The organism is Modestobacter lacusdianchii (genome assembly GCF_054177765.1).
Genome location: NZ_JBJJTJ010000008.1, coordinates 16,842 through 43,535, shown reverse-complemented (window position 1 = coordinate 43,535; position 26,694 = coordinate 16,842). Strand labels below are relative to the sequence as shown.

Below are 26,694 nucleotides of genomic sequence, written 5' to 3'. Positions count from 1 at the left end.
GTGCCGCCGGTCACCGGCGCGCGTGCCACCATGGCGGCGTGGTCCACCCCTCTGCCTCGGCCAGCGCGCTGCTGCACCACGTGCGCACCGGCCGGGCGCACAGCCGGGCAGAGCTGGTGGCGCTCACCGGGGCCTCGCGGAACACGGTCAGCGCGCGCGTCGACCAGCTGATCGCCGCCGGCCTGCTCGAGGAGGGCGGGCGCGGCTGGAGCACCGGCGGGCGGCCACCCACCCTGCTGCAGTTCAACGCGCGCGCCGGCTGCGTGCTCGCCGTCGACCTGGGCGTCACCAGCGTCGACGTGGCGGTCACCGACCTGTCCGCGCAGGTGCTGGCCACGGTCGGGCACCCGATCGACATCGCGGAGGGCCCGGGCCCGGTGCTCGCCGAGGTCGACCGGCTGGCCCAGCTGGTGCTGGCCGAGGCCGGTCGCACCCCGGCCGACGTCTGCGCCGTGGGCGTGGGCGTGCCCGGCCCGGTGGAGTTCTCGACCGGGCGGCCGGTGCACCCGCCGATCATGCCCGGCTGGCACGACTTCCCGATCCCCAGCGCCTTCGCCCGCTACGACTGCCCGGTCTACGCCGACAACGACGTCAACGTGATGGCGCTGGGCGAGATGGGCGTGGCCGGCTCGGTCGAGGACGTGCTGGTCGTGAAGGTGGGCACCGGCATCGGCTGCGGGATCGTCGTCGACGGCCGGGTGTACCGCGGGGCGCAGGGCAGCGCCGGCGACATCGGGCACATCTCGGTGCCGCCGCCCGGTGGCCGGCCGGTGGTCTGCCGGTGCGGCAACGAGAACTGCCTGGAGGCGATCGCGGGGGGCGGTGCGCTGCTGCGCGACGCCCAGGCCGCCGGGCTGCCGGTCGGCACGACCCGCGAGCTGCTGGAGCTGGCGGCGCGGGGTGACGGGCCCACCCTGGAGCTGGTCCGTGACGCCGGCCGGACCATCGGCACGGTGCTGGCCAGCCTGGTCAACTTCTTCAACCCGCACCGCATCGTGATGACCGGCGGGGTGGCGCAGGCCGGCGCCCCGCTGCTGGCCGGCATCCGCGAGGCCGTCTACGGCCGCTCGCTGCCGCTGGCCGCCCGGGCGCTGGACATCACGGTCAGCGACGCGCCCGACCTGTCCGGCCGGCTCGGTGCGGCGCTGATGGCGATCGAGGGCTTCCTGGACGAGGAGTCGGTCACCCGGCTGCTGCCCGCCGACGAGCCCGGCCCGGCCCGCGCCGCGGTGCGCGGCACCTCACCCACCGGCTGACCCCCGAGCAGACCGCCCCCGGCCCCCACGCACGACGGCCTGCCGCCGGGCGGCACCGGCCCCTGCCCGCGCAGTGCCGGCCCGCCGGCCCCGGGCGGCCGGCCTCACCGCGCCCGCTGATTGCGGTTCGGTAACGCCGTGCGAGCTCCTTGACCCTTCTGTGAGCGCGGTCATATGGTCTGCCCGCAACGTACTTCTGTTCAGTGTTGAGCAAAAGTCTGGAGATGGTCCCGATGTCCGGCGCACCCGGTACCGACCGCGGAGAGCGCGCGTGAGCACGTCCGTCGCGTCGCCGTCCGGCGGACCGCCGCTGCTGTCGACGCCCTTGCTGGAGATGCGCGGCATCGTCAAGCAGTTCCCCGGCGTCCGCGCCCTGGACGGCGTCGACCTCGACGTCCGCGCCGGCGAGGTGCACTGCCTGCTCGGCCAGAACGGCGCCGGCAAGTCCACCCTGATCAAGGTCCTCGCCGGCGCGCACCAGCCCGACGAGGGCGAGATCCGCTGGGCGGGCGAGCCGATCACCCTGGGCGACCCGCAGGCGGCGATGTCCCGGGGCATCGCCACGATCTACCAGGAGCTCGACCTGGTCGCCGGCCTCACCGTCGCCGACAACGTGTTCCTCGGCCGGGAGCGCTCCCGCCTCGGCATCACCCGGCCCGCGGCGGCCAACCGGGCCGCCGGTGAGCTGCTCGCCCGGCTCGGCCACCCGGAGATCCGGCCCACCGCGGAGGTCGGCTCGCTGTCGGCGGCGGCCCAGCAGATGGTCAGCATGGCCCGGGCGCTGTCCCAGGACGCCCGCCTGATCGTGATGGACGAGCCCTCCGCCGTCCTGGACGGCGAGGAGGTCGACCACCTCTTCCAGGTCGTCCGCGACCTCACCGCCGACGGCGTCGCGGTCGTCTACATCTCCCACCGGCTGGAGGAGATCCGCGAGGTCGGCGACCGGATCACCGTGCTCAAGGACGGCCGGACGGTGGCCACCGGGCTCCCGGCGCGGGAGACCTCCACCGGCGAGGTCATCACGCTGATGACCGGCCGGACGATCGAGTACGTCTTCCCGCCCCGTCGGGAGGCCCCCGGCGAGGACGCCGAGCCGGTGCTCGAGGTGCACGGCCTGTCGCTGGCCGGCCGGTTCCACGACGTCTCCTTCGCCGTGCGGCCGGGGGAGGTGCTCGGCCTCGCCGGGCTCGTCGGCTCGGGCCGGTCGGAGATCCTGGAGACGGTCTACGGAGCCCGCCGTGCCACCACCGGCACGGTGCGCATCGCCGGCCGCACCCTGCGGTCCGGGGACGTCGCGGCGGCCGTCGGCGCGGGCGTCGGGCTGGCGCCCGAGGAGCGCAAGAGCCAGGGCCTGCTGCTGGGTGAGCCGATCTACCGCAACATCACCCTCGCCAGCCTGGCCCGGTTCGCCCGCGGCGGCGTGCTGTCCGGGGGAGCGGAGAAGCAGGCCGCCCGGGAGCAGGCCGAGGCGCTCGACCTGCGCCCCGTGGACGTCGACCGCGAGGTCCGGACGCTGTCCGGCGGCAACCAGCAGAAGGTCGTGCTGGCCCGCTGGTTGCTGCGCGACTGCACGGTGCTGCTGCTCGACGAGCCCACCCGGGGAGTCGACGTCGGGGCCCGCTCGGAGATCTACGCGCTGATCCGGGCGCTGGCCGACCGCGGCGTCGCCGTGCTGGTCGTCTCCAGCGAGATCCCGGAGGTGCTCGGCCTGGCCGACCAGGTGCTGGTGGTGGCCGACGGGGCCGTCGTCGCCCGCGGCCGCGCAGACGAGCTCGACGAGCACCGGGTGCTCGACCTGGTCATGGAGGGAGCGGCCGCCACCGACGGCGCCGCACGCGAAGGGGACGTGGCGTGATGAGCGAGACCACCACTGCGACACCGCCGGCGGGCAGCACGACCGGGGCTCCCGGCGGGGGCGGCCGGGGCCCGGGCCTGCTGGCCGGCCCGCTGGGCCGCAACCTCGGGCTGGTCGTGGCCCTGCTGGTGCTGTGCGTCGTCGGCGCGATCACCGCGCCCGGCCGCTTCGTCGACGTCGACAACGTGCTGACGATCCTGCGGCTGGCCGCCGTCGTCGGCGTGGTCAGCGTCGGGATGACCTTCGTGATCATCGGCGGCGGCATCGACCTGTCGGTGGGTGCGCTGGTCGCGCTCTCCTCGGTCTGGGCGACCACCCTGGCCACCCAGCAGATGGCGGCGGACTTCCACTGGATCGTCATGGTGTTCACCGCGATCGCGGTGGGCGCCGGGGCCGGGCTGGTCAACGGGATCGTCATCGCCTACGGCAAGCTCGTCGCCTTCATCGCGACCCTGGCGATGCTCGCCGCGGCCCGGGGCCTGGCGGAGATCATCGCCAACCGGCGCACCCAGATCGTCCAGGACCGCGCGTTCATCGAGTTCTTCGGCGGCGACGTCCTCGGCATCCCCACCCTGGTGATCATCTTCGCCCTGGTCGCCGCGGCCGGCTGGGTGCTGCTCAACCGCACCACCTTCGGCCGCCGCACCTTCGCCGTCGGCGGCAACGCCGAGGCCGCCCGGTTGGCCGGCATCCGGGTGCAGCGGCACACCGTCTGGCTGTACGTGCTGTCCGGGGTCACCTGCGGCATCGCCGCGGTGATGCTGATGGCCCGGACGACGACCGGCAGCTCCACCCACGGCACGCTGCTGGAGCTGGACGCGATCGCCGCCGTGGTCATCGGCGGGACGCTGCTGATCGGTGGCCGCGGCACCATCGTCGGCACCGTCCTGGGCGTGCTCATCTTCACCACGCTCGGCAACGTGTTCACGCTGAACAACCTGTCCAGCTCGGCGCAGGCCGTCGCCCGGGGCGTGATCATCGTGCTCGCCGTCCTGCTGCAGCAGCGGCTGGCCGCCGGTGGCGCGGGTCGTCCGCGCAGGAGGGCCCGCGGCGGGGCCGCGACCACCGGCACCCCGGCCGGCGCGCTGTCCGGCGGGTCGGCCACCCCCGGCGGCCCCGCCGGCGCCCGCCCCGGTGACTCCGGCGGCCGCCCCCCGAGCTGAGCCCCTCCGACCTGAGCCCCTCCGACCTGAGCCTGCGGCGGCCCCGAGCCGTTCCGCGGGACCAGTACCCCGTCGGCCGGCCCGCCCGGCCCCGGCGCACCACCCGGCCCACCCCCGACCCCTGGCAGTGCAGCCAGGGCGGCTGTCCACGAGGAGAGAACATGTCTGCAACGAGGCAGCGTCCGTACGGTCGCCTGCTGTCCACCGCCGTCTGCCTGGTCGGTGCCGGTGCCCTGGTCGCCGGCTGCACCAGCAACACCCCGGAGAGCTCCGGCTCCGACGACGGCGGCAGCAACGTCGCCAGCTCCAACGACGAGACCGGCGAGACCGTCCGGATCGGGTTCTCCGCACCGGCCGCCGACCACGGCTGGATGGCCGGCATCAGCAACGCCGCCCAGGCCGAGGCCGACCGGCACGAGGACGTCGAGCTGGTCATCGCCGAGGGCACCAACGACGTCAGCACCCAGATCGCGCAGGTCGAGACCTTCATCAACGACGGCGTCGACGCGATCGTGCTGCTGCCCTTCGACGGCGCCGCGCTCACCCCGGTGGCGCTGCGGGCGATGGAGGCCGGCATCCCGGTGATCAACGTCGACCGCGAGTTCTCCAGCCCGTTCGCCGCGCGGGCCACCATCCTGGGCGACAACTACGGGATGGGCGTCTCCGCCGGCACCTACATCTGCTCGCGGCTGGGCGACCAGCCCGACGCCGTCGTCGCCGAGATCGCCGGCATCGACTCGCTGCCGCTCACCCAGGAGCGCAGCCAGGGCTTCGCCGACGCCCTGGCCGACTGCGGCCTGGACGTCGACAACCGGGTGGCCGCGGAGTTCACCGTGGAGTCCGGCGAGGAGGCGGCGGCGAACCTGCTGCAGGCCGCCCCGCAGATCGACGCGCTGTGGAACCACGACGACGACCAGGGCGTCGGCGTCCTCGCCGCGATCAACAACGCCGGCCGCGATGAGTTCTTCATGGTCGGCGGTGCCGGTTCGGCCAACGCCATGCGGGACATCCAGTCCGGTGAGTCGGTGCTGGAGGCGACGGTCATCTACCCGGCGACCCAGGCCGCCGACGGCATCGCGCTGGCCCGCCTGGTCGCCCAGGGCAAGAGCCTGTCCGACCTGGTGTCCCAGGAGGTGCCGCGGGAGATCGTGCTCAACGCACCGGTGGTCACCGCGGAGAACGTCGACCAGTACATCGACGACGCGTTCGAGTCCTGACCTCCCCGACCGCGTGCCGCCGGTGGCCCGCACCGGCCTCCGGCGGCACGCGGTCCCTGCCCTGGAGCCACTGAGATGACCCACCCTGCCCGGCCGGCGCTGCGCATCGGCCAGATCGGCTACGCCTTCATGGGCGCAGCGCACTCGCACGCCTGGCGCACCGCGCCGCGGTTCTTCGACCTGCCGCTGACGCCGGAGCTGACCGTGCTGGCCGGCCGGGACCCGGCCGGGGTCACCGCCGCTGCCCAGCGGCTCGGCTGGTCGGACACCGAGACCGACTGGCGCCGGCTGCTGGAGCGGGACGACGTCGACCTGGTCGACGTCTGCACCCCCGGCGACACCCACGCCGAGATGGCGATCGCGGCCCTGGCGGCGGGCAAGCACGTGCTCTGCGAGAAGCCGCTGGCCAACTCGGTGGCCGAGGCCGAGGCGATGGCTGCGGCGGCGGAGCGCGCCGCGGCCTCCGGCGTCCGCGCGATGGTCGGCTTCACCTACCGCCGGGTCCCGGCGATCGCCCTCGCCGCCCGGCTGGTCGCCGACGGGCGGCTCGGGGAGATCCGGCACGTGCGCGCCCAGTACCTGCAGGACTGGATCGCCGACCCGGCCGCCCCGATGTCCTGGCGGCTGCAGCGGGAGAAGGCCGGCTCCGGCGCGCTGGGCGACATCGGGGCGCACATCGTCGACCTCACCCAGTTCATCACCGGCCAGCGGCTCACCGGGGTCAGCGCCGTCCTGGAGACGTTCGTGCGCAAGCGCCCGCTGCCGGCCAGCAGCGGCAAGCTCGGCGGCGTCGGGGGAGAGGGCATGGGCGAGGTGACCGTGGACGACGCCGCGGTGTTCCTCGGCCGGTTCACCGGCGGCGCGCTGGCCACCTTCGAGGCCACCCGGTTCGCCCTGGGCCGCAAGAACGCCATCCGGATCGAGGTGAACGGCTCGGCCGGCAGCCTGGCCTTCGACTTCGAGGACATGAACGTCCTGCACTTCTTCGACGGCGCCGACCCGGCCGCGACCGCCGGCTTCCGCCGGATCGTGGTCACCGAGCCCGAGCACCCCTACGTCGGTGCCTGGTGGCCGGCCGGCCACGGGCTGGGCTACGAGCACGGCTTCACCCACCAGGTGGTCGACCTGGTCACCGCGCTGGCCGAGGGCGCGCAGCCCACGCCGTCCTTCGCCGACGGCCTGCAGGTGCAGCGGGTGCTCGACGCCGTCGAGCGCAGCGCCGCCGCCCGCTCCACCTGGACCGACATCCCCACCTGAACCGGCCTGCCGCGCGCTCTCGCGCGCGAAGGTGCGTGCGCTCTCGCGCGAGAAAGCGCGTGCGCTTTCGCGCGCGAAAGTGCGCGGAGGCTGCCGAGACCCCGTCCGTTCGTCTGAGGAGGCCATCGATGCCCCGTCCCGTCACCCTGTTCACCGGCCAGTGGGCCGACCTGCCGTTCGAGGAGGTGTGCCGGCTGGCCTCCGGATGGGGCTACGACGGCCTGGAGATCGCCTGCTGGGGCGACCACCTGGACGTCGTCCGGGCCGCCGACGACCCGGTCTACGTCAGGGAGCGGCTGGACCTGCTCGAGCGGCACGGCCTGCAGGTGTTCGCCATCTCCAACCACCTCAACGGCCAGGCGGTCTGCGACGACCCGATCGACGAGCGGCACCGCGGCATGGTGCACCCGCGGGTGTGGGGCGACGGCGACCCGGAGGGGGTGCGGCAGCGGGCGGCGGAGGAGATGAAGGCGACCGCCCGGGCCGCCCGGGCGCTGGGCGTCGACACCGTCGTCGGCTTCACCGGGTCGAGCATCTGGAAGACCGTGGCGATGTTCCCGCCGGTGCCCGAGTCGATGGTCGAGGCCGGCTATGCCGACTTCGCCGACCGGTGGAACCCGGTCCTGGACGTCTTCGACGAGGTCGGCGTGCGGTTCGCGCACGAGGTGCACCCGAGCGAGATCGCCTACGACTACTGGACGACGGTGCGCACCCTGGAGGCCATCGGCCACCGCGAGGCCTTCGGGCTGAACTGGGACCCCAGCCACTTCGTCTGGCAGGACCTCGACCCGGTCGGCTTCCTCTGGGACTTCAAGGACCGGATCTACCACGTCGACTGCAAGGACGCGAAGCGCCAGGTCGGCAACGGCCGCAACGGCCGGATGGGCTCGCACCTGCCCTGGGCCGACCCGCGGCGCGGCTGGGACTTCGTCTCCACCGGCCACGGCGACGTCCCGTGGGAGGCCTGCTTCCGGATGCTGAACACCATCGGCTACACCGGGCCGATCTCCGTGGAGTGGGAGGACGCCGGGATGGACCGGCTGGTGGGTGCGCCCGAGGCGCTGGCGTTCGTCCGGCGGCTGGCCTTCGACCCGCCGGCGGCGGCGTTCGACGCCGCGTTCGCCAGCGGCAACTGAGCCCCGGTCGCGGGAGTCACGGGGGCTCCCGCGACCGGCCGTCAGGCGGCGCCCAGGACGTGCCGCTCGAACCAGTCGTTGCGGAAGGCGCCGCGGGGGTCCAGCCGCTGCACCAGGGCGACGAAGTCGGCGTGGTGGGCGTACCGGGGGGCGAGCGTCGCGGCGTCGGCGAGGAAGAGCTTGCCCCAGTGCGGGCGGGCGCCCAGCGGCAGCAGCGCGGCCTCCAGGTCGACCAGCAGCGCCTCCACCTCGGCCTGCGCCGGTACCCAGGTGAAGTGCAGCGCGACCGAGTCCTGCCCGGAGGCGGTGCTCATCCAGAGGTCGTCGGCGGCGACGGTGCGCACCTCGCAGGTCTGCAGCAGCGGCCGGATGCGCGGGCCGAGCCGGAGCAGTGCCTCCAGGGCGGGGACGGCGTTGCCCCGCGGCAGCAGGAACTCCGATTGGATCTCGTCGCCATTGCTGGGGGTGAACCCCATCCGGAAGTGCGGCAGCCGGTCCGACCACAGCCCCGGCTCGCCCAGCTGCCCGGTGGTCGGCGCCGGGTCGATGCCGGGGATGGGGTGCCGCTCGCCGTTGGCCTCGCGGGCGCCGAACAGCTCGCCCTCCGGGCCCGGCCCGGCGTCGGTGCGCGACTTGACCCAGACCATGTCCACGGCGTCGCCGAGGAGGGTGAACAGGCTGACGCTGTAGCCGGCCGCCATGACCTCGTCGAACCGGTCGGTCAGCGTCGACCACGGCAGCCTCTCGAACACCCGCTGCCGCACCTCGTAGGCGGGCTCGACGTCGAGGGTCACCCGGGTGACCGCACCCAGCGCGCCCAGGCCGACGACGACGCCGGCGAAGTCCGCGTCGCCCCGTGCGGTGCGCAGCACCTCCCCGGTGGAGGTGACCAGCTCCAGCCCGGCCACCGCTGCGGCGAGGTTGCGGTTGCCCACGCCCGACCCGTGGGTGGCGGTGGCCACCGCGCCGGCCACCGAGATGTGCGGGAGCGAGGCCAGGTTGTGCAGCGCCAGCCCCTGCCCGCGCAGCACCTCGGTCAGCTGGCCGTAGCGGACGCCGCCGTCGACGGTGACTTTGCGCCGGTCGGCGGAGACGTCGACCGTGCCGGTGACCGCCTCCAGGGAGAGCAGCTCGGTGGAGTCGGCGATCCCGGTGAACGAGTGCCGGGAGCCCAGCACCCGGACCCGGGGCGCAGCGGCGACGAGCTCCTGCACCTCCTCCAGGCTGGCCGGCCGGTGCAGACGACTCGCGCCGTAGGTGAAGTTGCCGGCCCAGTTGCGGGCCGCGGTCAGTTCCGCCGTGTCGGTCACGACTCAGTGTCCCGCGTCCGGGCGTCACGCGGCGGCGGGGCCGGTGGCCAGCCGGTCCAGCGTGCGTCGGGCGGTGCGGCGGAGCACGGCCGGGCCGAGCAGGCCCTTGAGCGCCAGCACCACCCAGCCCGCCGCGCCGGCGGGACCGTGCTCCTCGATGCGGATCTCGACCCGTGACCCGGAGCCCGCCGGCCGGACCTCCAGCCGGCCGGCGCCGGCCCGGCAGAAGGTGCTCTCGACCAGCGTCCAGGTGACCAGCCCCGGCTCGCCCCAGGCGTAGCGCAGGACCGCCGCCGATCCCGGGCTGCCCTCCCGCACCACGGCCCAGCCGGGACCGCTGTCCAGCAGCGCGTACCGGTCCGGGGAGAGCGTGTCCCGCCAGACGTCCAACCGGCGCGCGGAGAAGTCGGTGTAGGCGTCGATGACCTGCTCGGGCGTCGCGGCGGTGACGAAGCTGCAGTGCAGGCGCATGACGACCCCCGGCGGTCCGGTGCGAGGGTGCCCATGCTGGCACCGCCGGCCCGGCCGGTGACCGGCTGACGCCACGCGCGTCTGGTTCACTGTGGTTGAGAGTTGAACATCCCGGCTCGGAACGCACCGCGCACCCACCTGGAGGACCCGTGCACATCGGCGTCGACAGCTTCGTCGCAGCAGTGACCGACCCCGTCACCGAGCGCCTGGTAGGGCCCGAGGAGCGGATGGAGCACCTGCTCGAGGAGATCGCGCTCGCCGACCAGGTGGGCCTGTACTCGTTCGGCATCGGGGAGCACCACCGCCCGGAGTACTACGACTCGGCGCCGGCGGTGATCCTCGCGGCCGCCGCCGCCCGCACCTCGCGGATCCGGCTGGGCAGCGCGGTCAACGTGCTCAGCGCCGCCGACCCGGTCCGGGTGTTCCAGGAGTTCGCCACCCTGGATCTGATCTCCAAGGGGCGCATCGACCTGGTCGTCGGCCGCGGCTCGTTCACCGAGGCGTTCCCGCTGTTCGGGCTCAGCCTGGCCGACTACGACACGCTGTTCACCGAGAAGCTCGACCTGCTGCTGCAGATCCGCGACTCCGAGCGCGTGACCTGGTCCGGCCGGCACCGCCCGGCGCTGACCGGCCAGGGCGTCTACCCCCGCCCGCTGCAGGACCCCCTGCCGATCTGGGTCGGCGTCGGTGGCAGCCCGGAGAGCTTCGCCCGGGCCGGGCTGCTCGGCCTGCCGCTGATGGTCGCGATCATCGGTGGTGAGCCGCGGCAGTTCGCCCCGCTGGTCGACCTGTACCGGCGGGCCGGGGCGCAGGCCGGGCACGCGCCCGAGACGCTGCAGGTGGGCCTGCACGTGTTCGGCTTCGTCGCCGAGAGCACCCGGGCGGCCGCCGACACGATCTACCCCGGCTGGCACGAGATGTTCACCAAGGTCTCCCGGGAGCGCGGCTTCGCCCCGCCGTCCCGGGCCCAGTTCGACGCCACGAGCGGCCCGGACGGCGCCTTCTTCATGGGCGACCCGGACACCGTGGCCGAGAAGCTGGTGCGCATCTCCGGCCAGCTGGGCGGCGTCGACCGGATCTCGTTGCAGATGACCAACCCGCGGCTGGCGCACGCCGACCTGCTGCGCGGGATCGAGCTGCTCGGTACCGAGGTGGCCCCGCGGGTCGCCACGGCCTGAGCCGCCGTCCGACCCGGCGTGGGGGGCGCGGTGGCCCCGGCCCGGGCGGCGGCTTGGGAGGATGGGCGCATGTCCCGTCCCCTCGCCGTCCTCCCGAGGCGCCGTCGGGGACGTGCCGTCCCGCTGCCGGTGCCGGCCGAGGGGCCGGTGCGGTGACCGGGGGAGGGGCGAGCCGGCCGGCGGAGCAGGTCGCGGTCACCGAGGGCACCGGCCGGCACGACCCGCCGTCCGTGCGCCGTCGGCGTGCCGTCGTGGCCGGGCTGTTGCTGCGGGCGGGCCTGCTCGTCGCCGGGGTGGTGCTCGTCGTCGTCTTCCGCGACCGGCTCGCCGAGTGGTGGGACGGGCTGGTCGGGGTCCGCTGGTCGTGGGTGCTGCTGGCGGCCGGCGTCGCGCTGGTGTCCATGCACTGCCTGGTGCTGCAGCAGCGGTGGCTGCTCCGGGCCGGGGGCGGGCAGGTGCCGCTGCTGCACGCCACCACCACGATCTACGCCGGCAACACCATCTCCGCCACCGTGCCGGTCGCCGGCGCGGCGGCCAGCGCGGCCTACACCTACCGGCGGCTGCACGCGCTGGGCAACAGCACCGCCCTGGTGGGCTGGGCGCTGGCGGTCTCCGGGATCCTCTCCACCGCCACGCTGGCCGTGGTGCTCGCCGTCGGCTCCGCGCTGACCGGGTCGCTGGTCGGTGCGCTCGGCGCCTTCCTGGCCACCACCGCCGGCGTCGTCCCGATCGTCGGCGTGGTCCTGGTGCTGCGGCACGAACGCAGCCGCACCGTCGTCGTGCGCCTGGTCGGCCGCACCGCCGGGGTGCTGGCGCGCTGGGTCCCGGCGCTGCGCGGCGCGCACGTCGACCAGCGGATCGACGACCTGTTCACCTCCCTCGGTGCGTTCCGGCTCAACCCGGCCACCGGCGGCCGGGCCTTCCTCACGGCGCTGGCCAACTGGGTGCTCGACATCGGCTGCCTGGCCCTCGCGCTGGTCGCCGTCGGCGCACCGGTGCCCTGGCAGGGGCTCGTGCTGGCCTGGGCCGCCGGGGCGCTCGTCTCCTCCGCCCGGCTGACCCCCGGTGGGATCGGCGTGGTCGAGGCCGCGCTGGTCGCCGCGCTCGTTGCCGCCGGGATGCCGGCCAGCCAGGCGGTGCCGGCCGTGCTGGTCTACCGGCTGGTCAGCCAGTGGCTGTTGATCGGCCTGGGGGCGGTGCTGCTGGTCGCCACGCCGGGCTCACCCGCTCGGCGACCCCGCGGCGGGCGGCGGCCGGTCGCCTGACGGTTGTGCCCGCCGGTGTCGGGGCACCCCGGGACCGTGCCCGACACACCACCGCGCCCCGCCGTCCCCTCGACCCTGGTCGACGCCAACCGGCTCTGGGTCGACGCCGCACTGCGCGCCCGCGTGCAACGCCAGGTGGAGGCGCCCCGGGTGCTGCGACTGGGCGGGCCGGTGCGCGGCGGCCGGGTGCTGGAGCTGGGCACCGGACGGCGCGGCACCGGCCTGCGGCTGGCGCTGGACACCTTCGGCGCCGCGCACGCCGACGGCGTCGAGCTCTTCCCCGCCAGCGTGGATGCCTGCCGCGCGGCGGTGGCCGACCTGGGCGACCGGGTGACCGTCACGGCCGGGGACGCCACCCGGCTGACCGCAGCCGACGGCAGCTACGACGCCGTCTTCGGCTACCACGTGCTGCACCACGCCGAGGACTGGCGGGGCGTGCTGCGCGAGGCCTCGCGGGTGCTGCGCCCGGGTGGCCGGCTGTACTCCTGCGAGATGACCGCCCGGTTCGTCGACAGCCGGCCGCTGCGCGCGGTGTCCCGGCACCCCGCCGACGGCGACCGCCCCACCCCGGCCGGACTGGCCGAGGCCTGCCGCGACGCCGGGCTGGACGTCACCGCCCAGGAGACCCGGCTGGCCGGCTGCTGGACGGCGCTCGTCGCCACCCGGGCCTGATGCCCGCACCGGCGGGCACGCTGCGCGCGGCGCTGGGCGTGCTGCGCCGGCACGCCCGCACCGCCTGGCTGACCGCCCTCGCCGCGGCCCTGGTGAACACCGTCCCCGACGTGCTGCGCCACGTGCTGGTGTGGGACGACCCCCGGCTGGGTGCCGCCTTGGCCGTGGACGCCGTCGGCTTCACCACGGGCCTGATCGCCCAGCTGTGGGTGACCGGTGCGCTGGCCGGGCTGCCGGCCGGCCGCGGCGCCGAGACCGCCGGTGCGCTGCGCCGCGGCGTCGTCCTGGCCGCCCGGGCGGTGCGGCGCGCGCCGGGCACCGTGCTGGCCGGGGTCGTCACCGGTGGCGCGGTGTCGGCGCTGCTGACCGTGCCCGCCTCGGTCGCCGCCCTCGGCGCGGACCGGGTGCTCGGGCCGCTGGACTCACCCGGGGTCGGCCCGTTCACGGTTGCCGCGGTCAGCGACCTGGTCGCCAGCGCCGCGACGCTGCCGTTCCTGGCCGTGGTGGTCGTGCTCGCCTCCGGTTGGCCGGCGCGGCCACCGGGCACCAGCCCAGCATGACGAGCGACTGGGACGGGACCCGTAAGACGATCGGGTCGTTGTCGATCTGGCTGGGCACCGGTGCGCTGTTCGCGCCGCGAGCGATCACCCGGGTGCTGGGCGTGCGGGAGGAGGCCACCCGCACCGACGTGGCGCTGCCGCTGCTGGTGCGGCTGATCGCCGCCCGCAACATCGCCATGGGCGCCGCGCTGCTGGTCACCCCCGCACCCCAGGCGCGGCGCACCACCGAGGTCACCCTGTTGCTCACCGTGCTCGACGCCGCCGCCGTGCTGGTCGGCCGGCGCGGTGGCGACGTCGCCGGGCGCAGCGCCGGGCTGTCGCTGACGGTGCTCTCGCTCGCCGCGGCCGGCGCCGTCCGCTGGCACCGCCGCTGACCGGCGCGGGTCAGTCCGCCGCGGCTGCACCGCCGGCGAGCAGGGCGCGGACGGCGTCGATCGTGTCGGCCTCGGCGGCGGTCTTGTCCGGCCGGTAGCGGACCACCCGGGCGAAGCGCAGCGCCAGCCCGCCGGGGTAGCGGGTGCTGCGCTGGGCGCCGTCCAGGGCGATCTCCACCACCAGCTCCGGCCGCAGCCGCAGGCCCCACTCGGCCTGCTCCGCGGCGTGCTCGGGGAAGGTGCGGGTCTGCCAGTCCAGCAGCTCGTCGGTCATGCCCTTGAAGGTCTTGCCGACCATCAGCGGCTCGCCACCGTCGGGGTCGCGGGCGCCCAGGTGGATGTTGGACAGCCGACCGCTGCGCCGGCCGTAGCCCCACTCGGCGCCGAGCACCACCAGGTCCAGGGTGTGCACCGGCTTGACCTTCTGCCACGCCCGGCCGCGACGCCCGGCCGCGTACGGGGCGTCCAGCGCCTTGACCACCACGCCCTCGTGCCCGGCGGCGAGCGCGTCCTCGAGCACCCCGGCCGCCTGCTCCGGGGTGGGCCGGCGCACCCCGGGCATCCGGAGCGCAGCGTGCTCGTCGGCGGCGAGCAGCCCGGCCAGCGCGTCCAGTCGGGCCGCCAGCGGCTCGTCGAGCAGGTCGCGGCCGTCCAGGTGCAGCACGTCGAACAGGAACGGGCTCAGCAGCACACCGGCGTCGGCGGTGTCACTGCCGAACCGGCTCATGGTGTCCTGGAAGGCGCGCGGCCGACCGTCGTCGTCCAGCGCGAGGGTCTCACCGTCCAGCACGGCGGTGGTGCACGGCAGCGCCCGGATCCGCTCGACCAGTTCGGGGACGCCGTCGGTGACCTCGCGCAGCGTCCGGGTCCACACCCGGACGACGTCGCCGTCCCGGTGCACCTGGATCCGGGCGCCGTCCAGCTTGGTCTCCACGGTCACCTCGCTGCCCAGGTCGGCGAGCGCGGCGTCCAGCGACGACCCCGGGCTGGCCAGCATCGGCCGCACCGGCCGGCCGACCTCCAGGCGCACCGCCGCCAGCGCGTCGACCCCGCCGGTGAGCGCCAGGGCTGCGGTCTCCGGCAGCCGGCCGGAGAGCATGAACGCCCGCCGGAGGGCCGGGGCCGGCACCGCGGCGGCCGTGGCGACCGCGTCCAGCACGACGCCCTCCAGCGCGCCCTGGCGCAGCTCGCCGGTGAGCAGCCGGACCAGGAACTGCTGCTCGCCGGCGGTGGCGGCGCCCAGCAGCGTGCGCAGCAGGGCGTCCCGGCGGGCCGCCGAACCGGGGCCGGTCACGCCGGCCAGCTCGGCGAGGGCCCGGTCGACGTCGAGCACGGTCAGCGACGGCTCTGGCGCGGCCGGCCCGGAGAGCGCGGACAGGGTGCGCCACCCCACGCCCAGCCGGCCCTGGCGCACCTCACCGGACAGCCACGCGGTCACCGGTTCCACCTCGTCCGCGGCGGCCCGGCGGAGCAGGTCCGCGATCGCCGCGGCCTTCGCCGTCCGGGACCTGGTCGCGGTGACGGCGGCGGAGGCGGCCAGGACGTCGGTGAGCAGCACGCCGCCATGGTGGCAGCGACGACGGGGACCGGCCCGGGGCCGTACCCCGGTTCCTCCGCAGCGGCCCGGCCCGCCAGGATGGGCCGACCACCCGGGCGGCGAGAGGGGACGACCATGCAGGTCGAGATGACCGACGCGAGCGAGCAGCACCGGTACGAGGGGCGCGTCGGCGGCGAGCTGGCCGCGATCGCGGAGTACCTGAAGACGGCGGAGCTGGTCGTCTTCACCCACACCGAGGTCTACCCCGGGCACGAGGGGCAGGGCGTCGCCTCGGCCCTGGTGCGCCAGGCGCTGGACGACGTCCGTCGCCAGGGGCTGCGGGTACTGGCCGTGTGCCCCTTCGTCGAGGGCTACATCGCCCGGCACCGGGCCGAGCACGGCGACCTGCTCTACCGGTCGCGCACCACGGTCGCGGTCGGCCGGGACTGACGCCGCCCGACCATTGACAGTGGCTCGGCGGCGTCCCTACCGTCGAGTGCGTTCCACAGGACCGACCGAGGGCACGTCCCCGTTCGCCGTTCCGGTGTCGAGGGGCACGTGCACCTGCCACCGCGACGGACGACGGAGTCCCGCATGCCTGGACGTGTTCCCCTGCCCTCTTCCCACCCCGCCACGGTGGTCGGCCGCCGCCGACGGCGCTCCTGGCCGCTGGTCGCCGCGCTCAGCACCGGCCTGCTCGTCGGCAGCGCCGCGGCTCCCGCCGCCGCCACCGAGGACCGCCCCGATCGCGGCGGCGGCCACCACGGGGGGCAGGCGAGCACGACCGTCGAGCCCTTCGGCACCGCCCCCGACGGCACCCCGGTCGAGCGCTGGACGCTGCGCAACGGCGACATGACGGTGCGGGTGCTCACCTACGGCGGGGTGATCCAGACCCTGGAGGTGCCCGACCGGCACGGTCAGGTGGAGAACGTCGTCCTCGGCTTCCCCGACGTGGCCGGGTACGCCTCCGACGCCGACCCGTACTTCGGCTCGCTGATCGGCCGGTACGGCAACCGGATCGCCGGGGGCACGTTCGAGCTCGACGGCGAGCGGTACCAGTTGCCGCTCAACGACGGGCCGAACACCCTGCACGGCGGCCCGGAGGGCTTCGACGACCGGGTGTGGACGGCGACCCCGGTCGGCGACCGCCGGGTCGCCGCCCTGCAGCTGCAGCTGGTCAGCCCGGACGGCGACCAGGGCTTCCCGGGCACGCTCACCACGACGGTCACCTACAGCGTGGACCGGCAGGAGCGGCTGACCGTCCACTACGAGGCGACCACCGACGCGCCCACCGTGGTGAACCTGACCCAGCACACCTACTGGAACCTCGGCGGTGAGGGGTCGGGGACGATCTACGACCACGAGCTGGAGATCGACGCCGACGCCTACACCCCGGTCGACGAGACGCTCATCCCGACCGGCGAGATCGCCCCCGTGGAGGGCACCCCGTTCGACTTCCGCGACCCCACCGCCATCGGGGCCCGCATCCGGGTCGCCGACCAGCAGCTGCTCTACGGCCAGGGGTACGACCACAACTGGGTGCTGAACCGGGACGACGACGGTGCGCGGGAGGGCTCGGACGGCGAGGACGAGCTGGAGGAGGCCGCCGAGCTGCACGACCCGGAGAGCGGCCGCACCCTGACCATCGAGACCACGGAGCCGGGGCTGCAGTTCTACTCCGGCAACTTCCTCGACGGCACCATCGTCGGCACCGGCGGCACGATCTACCGGCAGGGCGACGGGCTGGCGCTGGAGACCCAGCACTTCCCCGACTCCCCGAACCAGCCCGGCTTCCCGTCCACCGAGCTCCGCCCGGGCGAGGTGTACGAGAGCACCACGGTGTTCGAGCTGGACAACTGACGCACCCGGGTGCGGGCGGGTGGCCCCCGCCCGCACCCGGTGCGCCTCAGGCGTCGATCACATGGGACGCCGGAGCCCACCGGTCCGCTCCTCGGTCGCTGGCGCTCCCTGCGATGCTCCCGGTGGCCTCAGGCGTCGATCACATGGGACGCCGGAGCCCACCGGTCCGCTCCTCGGTCGCTGGCGCTCCCTGCGATGCTCCCGGTGGCCTCAGGCGTCGAAGTCCACGGTGACCTGGTCCGAGACCGGCAGGGTCTGGCAGGTCAGCACGTAGCCGGCCTCGACCTCGGCGGCCTCGAGGGCGTGGTTGCGGCGCATGGTCACCTCACCGGTGGTCACCCGTGCCCGGCAGGTGCCGCACACCCCGCCCTTGCAGGCGAAGGGCAGGTCACCGCGCACCTGCTGGGCCGAGTCGAGCACCGGCACGTCGCGCGGCAGGGCGAGCGTCGTCGTCCGGCCGTCCAGCACCACGGTCACCTCGGCACTGGGGCCCTCGACCGTCTGCTCGTCGCCACGCACCGGCTCCGGGGGGACGTCGTCGACGAAGAACAGCTCCTGGTGCACCCGCTCACCCGGCACCCCGAGCTCGGTCAGCAGCTCCCGGGCGTCGGTGACCATGCCGTGCGGGCCGCACAGCCACCAGTGGTCCACCGCGGGCGCGTCGACCAGCGCACCGACCAGCCGGCGCAACCGGTTCCCGTCGAGGCGGCCGCTGGTCAGCTCGGCGTCCCGGGGTTCCCGGGACAGCACGTGCACCAGCTGCAGCCGGGGGCCGTACCGGTCCTTGAGGTCGGCCAGCTCGTCGGCGAACATCACCGTGTTCGTCCGCCGGTTGCCGTAGAAGACGGTGACCGTCGACCTGCCGTCGGGGAGCACCGAGCCGGCCAGGGAGAGCGCCGGGGTGATCCCCGACCCGGCGACGACGAAGACGTGGTCGCCGGGCAGCGACAGGTCGGCGGTGAACGTCCCGGCCGGTGGCAGCACGTCGATCCGGTCGCCCGGCCGCACGTCGTGCACCAGCCAGGAGGAGAAGAAGCCCCCCGGCACCTCCCGCACGCCCACCCGCGGCGGCGCGCCGACCGGGGCGCAGATGGAGTACGAGCGGCGCTCGTCCCGGACGCCGTCCACCCGGCGCAGGGTGAGCGCCTGGCCGGGGGAGAAGCGGTACACCTCGGCGAGCTCGTCGGGGACGGCGAAGGTCACCGCGACCGCGTCGTCGGTGAGCCGTTCGACCCCGGCCACGGTCAGCGGGTGGAACTGCGGCCTGCGCCGGGGCATCAGCGCTCCTTGAGGTGTTCGAAGGGCTCGGCACAGCTGCGGCAGCGGCGCAGCGCCTTGCAGGCGGTGCCGCTGAACGCGCTGACCTCCACGGTGTCGGCCGACCCGCAGACCGGGCACGCCGCCGTCCGTCGGTTCGGGCCCAGGGTGAGCGGCACCGGGCCGGTGGTGCGCGCCGGTGCCGGCCCGGGTGGGGCGATCCCGCCGGCGGCGAGCTTGCGGCGCCCCTCGGCGGTGATCCAGTCGGTGCTCCAGGCGGGGGAGAGCACGGTGCGCACGTCGACCTCGGCGAACCCGGCCCGGTGCAGCGCGTGCGCCAGGTCGGCGCGCATCACCCCCATCGCCGGGCAGCCGGACCAGGTCGGGGTGATCTCCACGACCACGACGTCGTCCTCGACCCGGACGTCCCGCAGCACCCCCAGGTCGGCCAGCGTGACCAGCGGCAGCTCCGGGTCCGTCACCGCCTCCGCCACCACCCGCGCCGCCGCATGGCGGCCATCTTGGCCGCCATGGCCTGGGACGACGTCCGGGCGGCCATGTCGGCGAACACGGCCGGGGGCGGGGGTCACCAGGTGGCCGCCGGGTGCTGGCGGGCCAGGCCCTGGAGGGTGGCCAGCAGGGCGGTCAGCTCGGGGGAGTGCTCGCCGGCCCGGCCGCGGGGCGGGACGTCGGCGGGCCACTCCGGCACCCGCAGGGTCGCCTGCTCCAGCACCTGGGTGAGCACGGCGGTGACCTCCTCGCGGGTGGCCGCCGGGTCGACCGCGACGCCGGCGGTGACCAGGCGCCGCTCGACGTCGGTGGGGGAGAAGACGTCGGCCAGCAGTGGCCAGACCGCGTCCACCCCGGCCTGCGCGCGGCGGTGCGACTCCGCCGTCCCGGCGCCCAGCCGCAGCACCCAGCGGGCCGCGTGGTCGCGGTGGTAGGTCAGCTCGTGCACGCCCTTGGCGGCGATCGCGGCGAGCACCGGGTCGCGCGAGTCGCGCAGCCGGGCGAACACCGCCAGCCGCAGGGTGGACGCGACCAGCAGCCGGACCATCGTCTGGCCGAAGTCGCCGCCGGGCGCCGCGACCAGACCGGTGCAGCGGAACTCGTCGGGGTCGCGGAAGTAGGCCAGCGCGTCCTCGTCCGGGATCGACGGCGTCGCCCGATCCCGGCTGCGGCCCAGCGCGCCGACCGACCCGGCGCGGGCCAGCAGCAGCCGGGCCTGGCCGAGCAGGTCGAGGGCGGTGTTGCCGAACGCGACCTCCTCCTCCAGCTCCGGCGCCGCGGTCATCCACTCGGTCAGCCGCTGGGCGAGCACCAGGGCGTCGTCGCCGAGCATCAGGCAGTACCAGCCGAGGTCGGCCGGGTCGATGCCGCCGGGCACCGTGGTGTCCACCCCGGCCAGCGGCTCGTCGAACCCGGTGCCGAACGCCCACTGCCCCTCGCCGCCGTGCGCGTGGTCCAGCGCGTCGTACACGGTCTCCTCGTGCATGCCTCTCCTCTCCACCTCCCGCGCGATCGAGCACACGCGCTCTCGCGCGATCAAGCACCCGCGCTTTCGCGCGATCAAGCACCCGCGCTTTCGCGCGATCGAGCACCCGCGGTTTCGCGCGATCAAGCACGGGGGCTCTCGCGCGCGGAAGCGCGGGCGGTTACATGTGGGGGACGTCGTCGGGGAGCTCGTAGAAGGTCGGGTGGCGGTAGACCTTGTCGCCGCTGGGGGCGAACATCGGGTCCTTCTCGTCCGGGCTGGAGGCGGTGATGTCGGCGGCCCGCACCACCCAGATGCTCACGCCCTCGTTGCGCCGGGTGTAGAGGTCACGGGCGGCGTGCACCGCCATCACGTCGTCCGGGGCGTGCAGCGAGCCGACGTGCACGTGGTTGAGGCCGCGCTTGCCACGCACGAACACCTCGTACAGCGGCCAGTCGCGGCCCCGTCCAGGGGCCCGCCCCGAGCTCGCGAGGGGTGGGGGGGACGGGGTGTTCCCACCGCCCTCCGCCGTCAGGTCCGTCATGCGTGCTTCTCCGCGTAGGCCGTGGCTGCGTCGGTCACCCAGGCGTTGTCGTCGCGGGCGGCCCGGCGGCGGGCGATCCGCTCGTCGTTGCACGGGCCCTGACCGCTGATCACCCGCTGCAGCTCCGACCAGTCGATCGGGCCGAACCGGTACCTGCCGGTGTCGGCGTCCAGCGCGAGCTCCGGGTCGGGCAGGGTCACGCCGAGCACCTGGGCCTGGGGCACGGTCATGTCGACGAAGCGCTGGCGCAGCTCGTCGTTGCTGTGCCGCTTGATGCCCCAGGCCATCGACTGCGCGGAGTTGGGGCTCTCGTCGTCCGGCGGGCCGAACATCATCAGCGAGGGCCACCACCAGCGGTCGACGGCGTCCTGCACCATCGCCTGCTGCTCGGGGGTGCCGGCCATCATGGTCATCAGCAGCTCGTAGCCCTGCCGCTGGTGGAAGGACTCCTCCTTGCAGACCCGGATCATCGCCCGGGCGTAGGGCCCGTAACTGGACCGGCACAGCGGCACCTGGTTGCAGATCGCCGCACCGTCGACCAGCCAGCCGATGACGCCGACGTCGGCGTAGGTGAGCGTCGGGTAGTTGAAGATCGAGCTGTACTTCTGCCGGCGCTCGATCAGCTTGTCGGTGAGGTCGGCCCGGTCGGCGCCGAGCGTCTCGGCCGCCGAGTAGAGGTAGAGCCCGTGCCCGGCCTCGTCCTGCACCTTGGCCAGCAGCACCGCCTTGCGCCGCAGGCTCGGCGCGGCCAGCAGCCAGTCGCCCTCGGGCTGCATGCCGATGATCTCCGAGTGCGCGTGCTGGGCGATCTGCCGGACGAGCGTCTTCCGGTAGCCCTCGGGCATCCAGTCCCGGGGCTCGATCCGGTGCCCGGCGGCGATCGTGGCGTCGAACCGGGCCTGCAGCGCGGCCTCGTCGACGGTCCGGTCGAGCGCGGGCGCGGTCATCGCATCTCCTCCGAGCACCTGCCGCCGGCCATTTACCGACCGAGCGGTCAGTAATAGTGTGACCGAGGCCACGCGCCGGCACAAGCACCGAGCCGGCCGACGAGGGGACGACGATGACCACGGACGACACGGTGAACCGGACGCCGCGGCGGCCGGGGACGTCGCCGGACCCGGCGCTGCCGGACCCGGCCGGGCGGATGGGCGTCGACGGCCTGCGGGCCCCACAGCTGCAGCGGCTCACCGACCGCCGGGAGCGCAGGTGAGCGCACCGGTTCGGCGCGGCCGCCCCGGGCACTCGCTGGAGTCGCTGCTGGACGTCGCCGTGGCCGTGTTCAACGAGCGCGGGTACGAGGCGACCAGCATGGACGGGCTGGCCGCCCGGCTCGGGGTCACGAAGTCGGCGATCTACCACCACGTGCCCAGCAAGGTCGAGCTGCTCCGGCTCGCGCTGGACCGGGCGCTGGACGCGCTGTCCGCGGTCACGACCGAACCGGGGGCGACGCGCGGCCCGGCGATCGACCGGCTCGAGCACGTCGTCCGCGGCTCTGTCCGGGTGCTGGGCGCACAGCTGCCCTACGTCACCCTGCTGCTGCGGGTGCGGGGCAACTCCGCCGTGGAACGGGCGGCGCTGCTCCGCCGGCGGGCCTTCGACCGGTTCGTCACCGAGCTGGTGCGCGCGGCCGCGGCCGAGGGCGACGTCCGGCCGGACGTCGACCCGGCGGTCACCAGCCGACTGCTGTTCGGGGCGGTCAACTCGCTGACCGAGTGGTACCGGCCCGGCCGCGGCGCGGACGGCGGGCTGACCCCGGACGCGCTGGCCGACGCCCTGGTCACCACCACCTTCCGCGGGCTGCGCACCGTTCCGGACGAGCCGGCCGCCGGCCGGCGACCCTGACCGGCCCCCAGGGCGCAGCCGCCCACGGTCGAGGGGCCGCGGCGCTCGGCCACCGGCGGGCGAGGAGTGGGGTGCCCCGTGGTTGGGCACTGCGGTGGAGCGGTCGCCCACGGACGCGTGGACCGGCGCCTGCACACCACGGCCGACCGGCCGTGGTCCCGGAGCCAGCAGGAGGAAAGATGACGCACGCACCGGACGACCACGAGAACCGCAGCGGGCTGGGGCGGCTGCCGAAGAACCGCGCTCGGCTGCTCATCGTGTCGGTGTTCGTGCTGATGATCGTGGTCGCGTTCGGCTTCATGATCCTGGTCGGCCAGCCGGACTGACCCGGTCGGCCAGCCGGTCCGACCCGGTCGGTCAGACGGTCCGACCCGGTCGCATCGGGTCGGCCCGACCCGATGCGGCCCGACCACGGACCGGCCGTACCGAACGGACTCACCAGGGCAGGTCGCCCCCGGTCGCGGCGACGGTGAGGAACAGCCAGCCGAAGATGACGGCCAGCACGACCAACTCCAGCGCGAAGAGCGGCCAGCGCCCGTCGGCGATCCGCTGGCGCAGCTCGGCACCCCTCGAGCGGTCGGGGGCCGAGCCGTTCCGATCCGAACGGTCGGGGGCCGACCCGTCAGGGACCGAGCGGCCGGCTGCCGGGCGGTCGGGTGCTCGGTGTTCGGGTGCGGAGCTCATCGGGGGCCTCCCAGGCGTACGGGGATGGTCCTGTCCGCGGGACAGGGGCCGGGTCGAGGGTGCGATGACCGGCCGGCCGGGCTGGGCTCACCCGGGCCCTGCCTCCCTGCCCAGCGCTGGCGCTGCTCAGTCACGGGGAGGTCGATGTCAGAGCAGCCGGTCCAGGTCGTCGGGCCCCGGCCCCGTTCCGCCGGAGTCGCGCATCGGCGAGGTCTCGGGCAGGTCGTCGTCCGGGGGCTCGGCGGCGACCGGCCCCTCGGCGTAGAGGGTGTCCGGGTCCTTGGGGTCGATCTCGCGCATGCCGGGGGGCTACCCGGCCGGGACGGGCGGAACCCCGTCGGGTGGTCGCCAGGCGGCGTCGACGGCGCCCGGCGACCACGGACCATGCTGGCAGCGCGACTGGGCCGAGGTGGCGCGCGGCGCGGATCGTCACGGTCTCGTCATCTCGTCCGCCTCCCGGGGCCCGGCCGATCCCACGGACGCGCCCGCGTCCCGCTGGACGGTGACACCGACCGCCAGGTCACGAGGTCGGGGTCGGCTCCGGGTCGAGGGGCACGGCCTCTGGGGTGACCGGCGTGGCCGCCGGGGTCAGCAGCGGCAGGTAGTCCTGCGCGGTGACCGGCCGGGACGTCAGCTCCCCGGAGGCCAGCGGCGCGTCGACCGGCTCACCGGCGCGGGTCAGCTGCACCGCCTGCACGCCGGGCAGGCTGGTGGCGGTGAGCACGATCTGGCCCACCGTCCGCCGGCTCTCCCGGCCCGACGGCGCCTCCGCCTCGCCGCCCAGGTCGATCGTGGCGGTCGAGTCGTTCAGGCCGGTCACCGACAGCGTGGTGTCCGGGCGCAGCGCGGTCGACAGCCGCTGGGTGAGCTCGGCCGGCGTCGGGCCACCGGCGAGGTCCTCCAGCAGGTCGGCCAGCCGGTCGCGCAGCTGCCCGGCGGGCACCGACCGCCCGCGCGGCACCAGCACCCCCTCCTCGGTGACCAGGTAGACCTCCGGCTGCTCGACCCCGGCCGGGGTCGGCGGCGGCCCCGAGGTCGGCGCGCTGGGCGAGGCCAGGTCGTAGGGCACGTCGGAGGCGGCGATGGTGGCCGGCGGCCCGCCCGTGGGCACGCCGCAGCCCGCGAGCGTCAGCGCCAGCCCCAACCCCGTGGCCGCCGCGGCCCGCCGGCCGGCGCCGGTCACCGGTCCACCGCCGGCAGCGACAGGGTGAACCGGGCACCGCCGGCGGGGCTGTCGGCCACCCAGGCGGCACCGCCGTGGCCGGTGGCGGTCTCCTCGACGATGGCCAGCCCGAGCCCCGCGCCCGGCAGCGACCGGCGGGCCGCCCGCGGGCCGCGGACGAACCGCTCGAACACCCGCTCCCGTTCGGCCTGCGGCACCCCCGGACCGGCGTCGTCCACCAGCAGGACCACCGAACCGTCGCGCCGCTCCACCCGGATGCCGGCCGGGCCGCCGGCGTGCCGGTCGGCGTTGTCCAGCAGGTTCGTCACCGCGCGCTCCAGACGCGTCTTGTCACCGCGCACCGTCGTCTCCTCGTCGGAGCCGGTGTGCAGCAGGTCGGCGGGCAGCCCGCGGCGGGAGACGACCTCGCGCACCAGCGCCGCCAGCGAGACCGGGTCCGCGGACTCCTGCGCCGGGGCGCCGTCGACCCGGGCGAGCTCCAGCAGGTCGTCGAGCATCCGGCGGAACCGGCCCAGCTCGCCCTCGATCAGCGTGAGCGCCTGCTGACCTCGGGCCGACAGCTCTCCCCGCCGGGCCCCGAGCACCTCGACGCTGGTGACCAGGCTGGTGAGCGGGCTGCGCAGCTCGTGGCTGACGTCGCCGACGAACCGGGCGTCCCGGTCGATCCGGGAAGCCAGCGCGTCGACCATGCTGTTGAAGCTCGCCACGATGGCCAGCAGGTCGGGGTCCTCGGTGGGCGGCAACCGGATGTCCAGCTCCCCGCCGGCGATCCGGGTCGCGGCACCGGCCACCTGCTCCAGCGGCTGCACGACCCGCCGGCTGGCCCAGCCACCGAACAGCGCGCCGGCGGCGGTGGCCACCAGCGCCCCGGCGCCGAGCACGGCGGTCAGGGTGCGCAGCGCCGCCTGCAGCTCCACCAGCGGCGCGACCTCGTAGAACTGGACGCCGGCAGCGACGATCGGGACGCCGACCACCAGGTGCGGGCCCTCGGCCGTCGTGATCCGCGCGGTGCCGGCCGAACCGTCGGCGACCAGCTCCTGCAGCTCCCCGGGCACGTCCCGCGCCCCCACGTCCAGCCGGGAGGAGTACCAGGCCCCGTCGCTGTTCACCACGACGTCGGCGCCGCCGGAGGGGACCAGGTCGACCAGCTCGTCACCCACCTCGGCGCCGGCGGTGGACAGCCGGCTGGCCAGCACGTTCGCGTCGGCGAACGCCTGCCGGGTCACCGCGGTCTCGCGCTGGTCGAGCAGGTAGCTGCGGGCGAGCAGGAAGGTGGTGGTCACCAGGACGGCGGAGACGAGCAGCGCGCCCACGGCGAAGGCGAGCACGATCCGCGCCCGCAGCCCCGGAGGCCCGAGCGCCAGCCTCACTGCGGGTCCAGCCGGTACCCCAGGCCGCGGACGGTCACCACCAGGCTCGGTGCGCTCGGGTCCCGCTCGACCTTGGTGCGCAGCCGGCGCACGTGCACGTCGACCAGCCGCTCGTCGCCGAAGAAGCCGTGCTCCCACACCCGCTCCAGCAGCGCCTGCCGGCTCATCACCCGGCCCGCCGAGGCGGCCAGCTCGCACAGCAGCCGGAACTCGGTGAGCGTCAGCGGCAGCTGCTCGTCACCGCGGTGCACCGTTCCGCGCTCGGGCCGCAGCACCAGGGGAGCGGCCGGGTCGGGGTCGAGCACCAGCTCGGTGCCGCGCTCGCCCGCGCCGCCGTCGGCCGGGGTGCCGGCACCGCGGGCCCGGCGCCGCAACGCCCGCAGCCGCGCGGTGATCTCCTTGACCTGGAACGGCTTGGTCACGTAGTCGTCGGCCCCGGCCTCCAGGGCCGCCACGATGTCGTGGGTGTCCGCCCGGGCGCTGACCACCACGATCGGCAGGTCGTGCTGGCGGCGGACCTGGCGGATCACCTGGAACCCGTCCATCGCACCGAGCATCAGGTCGACCAGCATCAGGTCCGGCGGGGCCTCGTCGACCTGGCGGCAGGCGTCCTCACCACTGGCCGCCTCGGCGACCTGGTAGCCCTCGTCCTCCAGCGCCCAGCGCAGCGGCATGCGGATGTGGTCGTCGTCCTCGACCAGGAGCAGGCGTGGCGACACGCCGGACATGCTGCCACCGGCGGCGGCCGGCGCCCGCGCCGGCAGCGCAGCCGTCACGCGATCGCAAAGCAACGGAGCGGCGGATCGCAAGGTGCGACGCCGACCCTCGGGTGCAGACCGCAGCAGGACCACCAGCCACGAGGGGAGCGCCGATGACCGCCGCGACCACCCGTTCCGCGGTGCCGGTCGCCCCGGCGCGTCCGGGTCGCGAGGGGCAGGTGGTGCTCGTGCTGAGCGACGACCTGCTGGCCGACGGGCTGGCCGACCTCCGCTGGCTGCTGCACGACGCCCTGCTCTCCGGCGCCCGCCGGCTGGTCGTCGACCTCACCGACGTCCGGCAGCTGTCCAGCACCGCGGTGGCCAGCTTCCTCTGGGCCCACCGCACCTGCCGGGCCCGCGGTGGCGCCGTCGTCCTGCGCGGGGTGAACCGGCGCACCGAGGACCTGCTGCACCGGACCGGCCTGTGGCGGGTCATGCAGGTCGAGGACCAGCCCGAGCCGCGCGGCTGAC

30 protein-coding genes are annotated in these 26,694 nt (G+C 75.2%); 17 read left to right on the top strand and 13 right to left on the bottom strand.

The genetic code is table 11. The features are described from left to right. Positions 1–38: 38 nt before the first annotated feature. The 6 genes from ACJTNH_RS07775 to ACJTNH_RS07750 all read left to right on the top strand — a co-directional run bounded on the left by ACJTNH_RS07775 (position 39) and on the right by ACJTNH_RS07750 (position 7,884). Positions 39–1,256: an ROK family transcriptional regulator gene (locus ACJTNH_RS07775; protein ID WP_458174281.1), complete on the top strand. Its 1,218-nt coding sequence runs from the start codon at positions 39–41 to the stop codon at positions 1,254–1,256. A 271-nt stretch (positions 1,257–1,527) separates the two neighbouring features. Continuing rightward, positions 1,528–3,111 carry a sugar ABC transporter ATP-binding protein gene (locus ACJTNH_RS07770; protein WP_458174279.1) on the top strand — a complete coding sequence of 528 codons (1,584 nt, stop codon included), beginning with the start codon at positions 1,528–1,530 and terminating at the stop codon, positions 3,109–3,111. Beyond that, positions 3,111–4,274, top strand: a complete 1,164-nt coding sequence (locus tag ACJTNH_RS07765) for an ABC transporter permease (protein WP_458174277.1) — start codon at positions 3,111–3,113, stop codon at positions 4,272–4,274. The genes ACJTNH_RS07770 and ACJTNH_RS07765 overlap by 1 nt, the downstream gene beginning before the upstream one ends. 161 nt (positions 4,275–4,435) lie before the next feature. Continuing rightward, complete coding sequence (locus ACJTNH_RS07760) at positions 4,436–5,491, top strand: substrate-binding domain-containing protein (RefSeq protein WP_458174275.1); 1,056 nt, start codon at positions 4,436–4,438, stop codon at positions 5,489–5,491. 75 nt (positions 5,492–5,566) lie between these two features. Beyond that, positions 5,567–6,748, top strand: a complete 1,182-nt coding sequence (locus ACJTNH_RS07755) for a Gfo/Idh/MocA family protein (RefSeq protein WP_458174273.1) — start codon at positions 5,567–5,569, stop codon at positions 6,746–6,748. A gap of 128 nt (positions 6,749–6,876) precedes the next feature. Then, positions 6,877–7,884, top strand: coding sequence for a sugar phosphate isomerase/epimerase family protein (locus ACJTNH_RS07750; protein WP_458174271.1), 1,008 nt, complete (start codon positions 6,877–6,879; stop codon positions 7,882–7,884). Positions 7,885–7,925: 41 nt separating this feature from the next. On the opposite strand, the gene ACJTNH_RS07745 is transcribed toward ACJTNH_RS07750, so the two are convergent. Further along, positions 7,926–9,194: an FAD-binding protein gene (locus ACJTNH_RS07745; protein WP_458174269.1), complete on the bottom strand. Its 1,269-nt coding sequence runs from the start codon at positions 9,192–9,194 to the stop codon at positions 7,926–7,928. A gap of 24 nt (positions 9,195–9,218) precedes the next feature. Beyond that, complete coding sequence (locus tag ACJTNH_RS07740; RefSeq protein ID WP_458174267.1) at positions 9,219–9,665, bottom strand: SRPBCC family protein; 447 nt, start codon at positions 9,663–9,665, stop codon at positions 9,219–9,221. 149 nt (positions 9,666–9,814) lie between these two features. Between ACJTNH_RS07740 and ACJTNH_RS07735 the strand changes: the two genes are divergently transcribed. The 5 genes from ACJTNH_RS07735 to ACJTNH_RS07715 all read left to right on the top strand — a co-directional run bounded on the left by ACJTNH_RS07735 (position 9,815) and on the right by ACJTNH_RS07715 (position 13,714). Next, a complete protein-coding gene (locus ACJTNH_RS07735; protein ID WP_458174265.1) occupies positions 9,815–10,843 on the top strand; it encodes an Atu2307/SP_0267 family LLM class monooxygenase in 1,029 nt (342 codons plus the stop codon). Between the two features lie 152 nt (positions 10,844–10,995). Next, on the top strand, positions 10,996–12,108 hold the full coding sequence (locus ACJTNH_RS07730; RefSeq protein WP_458174263.1) for a lysylphosphatidylglycerol synthase transmembrane domain-containing protein: 1,113 nt from the start codon (positions 10,996–10,998) through the stop codon (positions 12,106–12,108). 36 nt (positions 12,109–12,144) lie between these two features. After that, complete coding sequence (locus ACJTNH_RS07725) at positions 12,145–12,780, top strand: class I SAM-dependent methyltransferase (RefSeq protein WP_458174261.1); 636 nt, start codon at positions 12,145–12,147, stop codon at positions 12,778–12,780. Beyond that, positions 12,780–13,340 (top strand): hypothetical protein, encoded by a 561-nt coding sequence (locus ACJTNH_RS07720; protein WP_458174258.1) that lies wholly within the window; start codon positions 12,780–12,782, stop codon positions 13,338–13,340. The genes ACJTNH_RS07725 and ACJTNH_RS07720 overlap by 1 nt, the downstream gene beginning before the upstream one ends. Next, positions 13,337–13,714: a DUF4267 domain-containing protein gene (locus ACJTNH_RS07715; RefSeq protein WP_458174256.1), complete on the top strand. Its 378-nt coding sequence runs from the start codon at positions 13,337–13,339 to the stop codon at positions 13,712–13,714. Before ACJTNH_RS07720 ends, ACJTNH_RS07715 begins: the two co-directional genes overlap by 4 nt. Positions 13,715–13,724: 10 nt before the next feature. Here ACJTNH_RS07715 and ACJTNH_RS07710 read toward each other — a convergent pair whose 3' ends face one another. Then, positions 13,725–15,272 carry an ATP-dependent DNA ligase gene (locus ACJTNH_RS07710; protein ID WP_458174254.1) on the bottom strand — a complete coding sequence of 516 codons (1,548 nt, stop codon included), beginning with the start codon at positions 15,270–15,272 and terminating at the stop codon, positions 13,725–13,727. A 126-nt stretch (positions 15,273–15,398) separates the two neighbouring features. Here ACJTNH_RS07710 and ACJTNH_RS07705 point away from each other — a divergent pair, with 126 nt between their 5' ends. Next, positions 15,399–15,701: a GNAT family N-acetyltransferase gene (locus ACJTNH_RS07705; RefSeq protein ID WP_458174252.1), complete on the top strand. Its 303-nt coding sequence runs from the start codon at positions 15,399–15,401 to the stop codon at positions 15,699–15,701. A gap of 144 nt (positions 15,702–15,845) precedes the next feature. Next, positions 15,846–17,111 carry an aldose epimerase family protein gene (locus ACJTNH_RS07700; protein ID WP_458174250.1) on the top strand — a complete coding sequence of 422 codons (1,266 nt, stop codon included), beginning with the start codon at positions 15,846–15,848 and terminating at the stop codon, positions 17,109–17,111. A 210-nt stretch (positions 17,112–17,321) separates the two neighbouring features. On the opposite strand, the gene paaE is transcribed toward ACJTNH_RS07700, so the two are convergent. The 5 genes from paaE to paaA form a co-directional block, all read right to left on the bottom strand. Continuing rightward, on the bottom strand, positions 17,322–18,389 hold the full coding sequence (gene paaE / locus ACJTNH_RS07695) for a 1,2-phenylacetyl-CoA epoxidase subunit PaaE (RefSeq protein WP_458174248.1): 1,068 nt from the start codon (positions 18,387–18,389) through the stop codon (positions 17,322–17,324). Next, on the bottom strand, positions 18,389–18,850 hold the full coding sequence (gene paaD / locus ACJTNH_RS07690) for a 1,2-phenylacetyl-CoA epoxidase subunit PaaD (protein WP_458174246.1): 462 nt from the start codon (positions 18,848–18,850) through the stop codon (positions 18,389–18,391). The genes paaE and paaD overlap by 1 nt, the downstream gene beginning before the upstream one ends. A gap of 104 nt (positions 18,851–18,954) precedes the next feature. Next, complete coding sequence (gene paaC / locus ACJTNH_RS07685) at positions 18,955–19,863, bottom strand: 1,2-phenylacetyl-CoA epoxidase subunit PaaC (protein ID WP_458174243.1); 909 nt, start codon at positions 19,861–19,863, stop codon at positions 18,955–18,957. 160 nt (positions 19,864–20,023) lie between these two features. Then, complete coding sequence (paaB, locus tag ACJTNH_RS07680; RefSeq protein ID WP_458174241.1) at positions 20,024–20,386, bottom strand: 1,2-phenylacetyl-CoA epoxidase subunit PaaB; 363 nt, start codon at positions 20,384–20,386, stop codon at positions 20,024–20,026. Beyond that, positions 20,383–21,333: a 1,2-phenylacetyl-CoA epoxidase subunit PaaA gene (gene paaA, locus ACJTNH_RS07675; RefSeq protein WP_458174239.1), complete on the bottom strand. Its 951-nt coding sequence runs from the start codon at positions 21,331–21,333 to the stop codon at positions 20,383–20,385. Before paaA ends, paaB begins: the two co-directional genes overlap by 4 nt. 113 nt (positions 21,334–21,446) lie before the next feature. Here paaA and ACJTNH_RS07670 point away from each other — a divergent pair, with 113 nt between their 5' ends. The 3 genes from ACJTNH_RS07670 (at position 21,447) to ACJTNH_RS07660 (ending at position 22,554) form a co-directional block, all read left to right on the top strand. Next, positions 21,447–21,596 carry a hypothetical protein gene (locus ACJTNH_RS07670; protein ID WP_458174237.1) on the top strand — a complete coding sequence of 50 codons (150 nt, stop codon included), beginning with the start codon at positions 21,447–21,449 and terminating at the stop codon, positions 21,594–21,596. Next, positions 21,593–22,228 (top strand): TetR/AcrR family transcriptional regulator, encoded by a 636-nt coding sequence (locus ACJTNH_RS07665; protein WP_458174235.1) that lies wholly within the window; start codon positions 21,593–21,595, stop codon positions 22,226–22,228. The genes ACJTNH_RS07670 and ACJTNH_RS07665 overlap by 4 nt, the downstream gene beginning before the upstream one ends. Positions 22,229–22,407: 179 nt before the next feature. Next, positions 22,408–22,554: a hypothetical protein gene (locus ACJTNH_RS07660; protein ID WP_458174233.1), complete on the top strand. Its 147-nt coding sequence runs from the start codon at positions 22,408–22,410 to the stop codon at positions 22,552–22,554. A 109-nt stretch (positions 22,555–22,663) separates the two neighbouring features. On the opposite strand, the gene ACJTNH_RS07655 is transcribed toward ACJTNH_RS07660, so the two are convergent. From ACJTNH_RS07655 to ACJTNH_RS07635, 5 genes are all read right to left on the bottom strand, one after another. Next, positions 22,664–22,912, bottom strand: a complete 249-nt coding sequence (locus ACJTNH_RS07655) for a hypothetical protein (protein ID WP_458174231.1) — start codon at positions 22,910–22,912, stop codon at positions 22,664–22,666. Positions 22,913–23,059: 147 nt separating this feature from the next. After that, complete coding sequence (locus tag ACJTNH_RS07650) at positions 23,060–23,212, bottom strand: hypothetical protein (protein WP_222195038.1); 153 nt, start codon at positions 23,210–23,212, stop codon at positions 23,060–23,062. Positions 23,213–23,432: 220 nt separating this feature from the next. Beyond that, complete coding sequence (locus tag ACJTNH_RS07645) at positions 23,433–24,095, bottom strand: GerMN domain-containing protein (RefSeq protein WP_458174229.1); 663 nt, start codon at positions 24,093–24,095, stop codon at positions 23,433–23,435. Further along, entirely contained in the window at positions 24,092–25,465 is a 1,374-nt protein-coding gene (locus ACJTNH_RS07640) for a sensor histidine kinase (RefSeq protein ID WP_458174227.1), read from the bottom strand. The genes ACJTNH_RS07645 and ACJTNH_RS07640 overlap by 4 nt, the downstream gene beginning before the upstream one ends. Then, a complete protein-coding gene (locus tag ACJTNH_RS07635; RefSeq protein WP_458174536.1) occupies positions 25,462–26,193 on the bottom strand; it encodes a response regulator in 732 nt (243 codons plus the stop codon). The genes ACJTNH_RS07640 and ACJTNH_RS07635 overlap by 4 nt, the downstream gene beginning before the upstream one ends. A gap of 143 nt (positions 26,194–26,336) precedes the next feature. On the opposite strand from ACJTNH_RS07635, the gene ACJTNH_RS07630 reads away from it, so the two are divergent. Next, on the top strand, positions 26,337–26,693 hold the full coding sequence (locus ACJTNH_RS07630) for an STAS domain-containing protein (RefSeq protein WP_458174225.1): 357 nt from the start codon (positions 26,337–26,339) through the stop codon (positions 26,691–26,693). Position 26,694: the final 1 nt, after the last annotated feature.